The sequence below is a fragment of the Prevotella rectalis genome, assembly GCF_900607215.1.
Classification (GTDB): Bacteria; Bacteroidota; Bacteroidia; order Bacteroidales; family Bacteroidaceae; genus Prevotella; species Prevotella brunnea.
Map to the genome: position 1 here is coordinate 1 of NZ_LR027824.1, position 3,244 is coordinate 3,244.

The window sequence follows — 3,244 nt, forward strand, 5'->3', positions numbered from 1 at the left end:
TTATAAAATGCACTTATTTTGACAAGAAAAGACCTAAAATAACCGATAATTCTAAGAAATAATAAGTTTAAGTCTATTTTAACTAACACAGATAGCCCCAAAAAAGTTTTACCGGACAGCAATAATAGTTTTATTGATTCCAAGGCAGATGCAATGGTACAAGTGAGTGATTATGTAGTTTCGATAATAAGAAAGTATATAATATTCCTTGATAAAACAGAGCCAGAACTTGAAAACGATATTAAATCATTTGATAAGATACAAATGAGAAACTTCAATCTTTTGAATTCTATTTTAAAAGATTCTTTAGATTACAACCCTTTGTTTTTGAATTTTACTGTCTGTTTGCACACACACAGAAAGTTCATTAAGTATATAAATGAGTATGGTAATAATCATTAAGGTTTTGATTTTATATTATAGTTGAAATATGAAAGTTTTTTTTGAAGCATATAAGAAATACATAATAAAGCATCCCAATAAGTTAGAGTATAAACCTACAAGTGATAACAAATATGATTCTAGGAAATTACTTGAAATAACAAAAAAACTAGACAACAGCATTCCATGCTCTAAAGAAGACGAGAAAGCTATTATAGACTTTGTAGAGATTTCTAATTACATACATGACTTGTATGTACAATTATATAATAACATAAACGATAACTATCGTCATTTGAATCTAAAAGGTTGTGATATTGCAGAGTATATTGTTGCTGGATTGAATCGGGAATACAAAGTTATATGGGATAGACATAAAGCAACTCTTAATAAAGCAGAAAAAGGTTCGTATTTCTTATCGGATATAATGAATTTTAAGATACAATCTGCAATACCTGAGATAGGCTTTCTTGATGCCCGTGCTTGTTTAGAAAGTGTAACAGATGCATGTAGTTTGCTATTAAATTATTTGAGATATTTTTTAGATAGAGAACTAACCTATGAAGATAATAACCCAGAAGAGTTTGCTGGGAGAGTCAGAAAATCAATGCAGATTACCCAGATGGCTGTTGTGCTGAAGCATTCCTATGACGATATTTTATGTAATGGTGGCTTTGTAAATATAGATAAAAAGAATAATCTCATCACTTTCGACTACGATAATCATGATAGACTGAAACTTCTTATGGCTGGTGATATGATGTTCGCCGAGCGTAGAGCCTATATGATGAGTCAAATACGAGAGAATAAAATAGTTCCAAGACTTTTTAAATATATTACTAACTATCGCATAAAGAAGGCAAATATTAGTGGCAGTTGTATTACATTGGACTTTGGTCAAGGAGAACCCAAAGACCATAAACAAATAGTTAATGATATGCAATCTGCTGTTAACGCATATTATGAATTTCTTGTTGGAGATACCGTTTTGCAAAATTTTGCAAACTGTACAATTGATGAAGCTATTTCAGTCTGGTGTACCATACAGTATATTGCACTATATGTGTCGTCCCATGTCAATTTTGACATAACAATTAAAAAACGTGAGGACTATTTTCCTGTTCCAAGTAAGATACTCAAAAGTGACCTCATAAAATACATTGTAAAACTCACAGGCATTAAATATGCAAAAGTAAAAACGACTATAATTGCATTAGAAGCTGATTGGTGTAAATATAATGATATTTGGACTTCAATGTTATATCCTGTTGGAGAGTATTATCTTCTACCCTTTTACCCAATTATTTACTCATCACCTTATAATGTCATAGACCAACTTATGCTGAGAGGTGGGTTTAACCTTGAAGAAAGAGGAAAACAATTCGAAATGTTTCTTTATAATCAATTGACACAGAAAAAAGCTTCATTTCCCATAACCTGTATGCGAACAGGAAAATATGGTGTTCAAGGCAATGAAGAGGAAATTGATGTTCTTATTTCTATGAAAAATGTGGTTTTAGTAGCTGATGCTAAATGCGTACACTATTCAGTAGAACCTATAAATTATGCAGAGGCGTTGAAAAGACTAATAGAAGGTTGTGAACAGGCTATAAGGAAGGCGGATTTTATAAAAAATAATCCTCAGTATTTCAACACATTAGGTGATTATTCTTCAAAAACAATAATTCCATTTGTTATAACTAATTATCCCACCTTTACAGGATTTTCGCACAAAGATGTATATATCATAGATTCACATAGTTTTTTAGCTTATATACAAAGTGGTATTATGACTATGAGGCAACTTACGTTAACAATTGATCCTATCAAAAGATTTAAAAAGTTCTATTATAATGAAGACCAATTCTCTAATGAATTCATTAAATTTTTATCAGACAACCCTGTTAAACATGAGTTCTTAAAACGAATCTATATCCATGATTTACCTTTGGCTATTTTACCAGAACCATGGCGTATTATTAGTAAATCTGCTCAGATAAACAATGATTCACAATTTAACATATCAAACAATACTTAATCCAACGTGAGTTCGACGAATTATAAGTATCTATAAATTTGGTGATTAGCGAAATTTGTTGTAACTTTAAGATATTGATTTACAAACAATTACAAACAAAAATCGCTATGATCACCGAGGAAAAAGTTACTGAAATATTTTGTATGGCAGATGATTTCTGCAAGTTTTTTGATGCAATGGTGGCAAAATATACGCTAAAACCTACTGGAAAAAGAAAGTATCATCGAGATTCCACGATGTCAAAGGCAGAAGTCATGCTAACAATGATTCTTTTTCACGACTCTGGTTATCGCTGCTTTAAACATTTCTATCTTGAAACAGTATGTAAGCATCTGCGTCATTTGTTTCCTAAAGTTGTCTCATACAACCGTATAGTAGAATTGGAAAGGGAGGTTGTCATTCCACTCGCTTTGTTTATCAAGAAAGTATTGTTGGGCAAATGCACGGGCATAAGTTTTGTTGACAGCACACCCCTGCATGTCTGCAAGAACCAAAGAATACATATCCACAAGGTTTTCAGAGGTATAGCCCAAAGAGGAAAATGCTCCATGGGTTGGTTCTTCGGTTTCAAATTGCATTTGATTTGCAATGAGAAAGGAGAGCTTCTCAATTTTATGATAACACCGGGATATATTGATGATCGTAAGCCATTGGAATACAAAGCATTTGTGGATTTCATATATGGCAAGCTGGTCGGCGACAAGGGGTACATCGGCAAGAATCTCTTCCAAAGGCTGTTTGTGGATGGAATACAACTTATTACCAAGCTGAAAAGCAACATGAAAGGAGCTTTGATGAGCGTTTCTGACAGACTCTTACTCAGAA

General features: G+C 32.4%; 2 protein-coding genes. Both read left to right on the plus strand.

Annotated features, from left to right (window positions below; all coding sequences use genetic code 11):
- Positions 1–430: 430 nt before the first annotated feature.
- On the plus strand, positions 431–2,419 hold the full coding sequence (locus E0E16_RS13220; protein WP_061450000.1) for a hypothetical protein: 1,989 nt from the start codon (positions 431–433) through the stop codon (positions 2,417–2,419).
- A 107-nt stretch (positions 2,420–2,526) separates the two neighbouring features.
- Positions 2,527–3,244, plus strand: a 718-nt coding sequence (locus E0E16_RS13225; protein WP_130830675.1) for an IS982 family transposase, incomplete at its 3' end; no start/stop codon positions are given.

Excerpts from the sequence above, each read along its gene's own strand:
- E0E16_RS13220 (WP_061450000.1), top strand. The coding sequence starts at position 431 with ATGAAAGTTTTTTTTGAAGCATATAAGAAATACATAATAAAGCATCCC.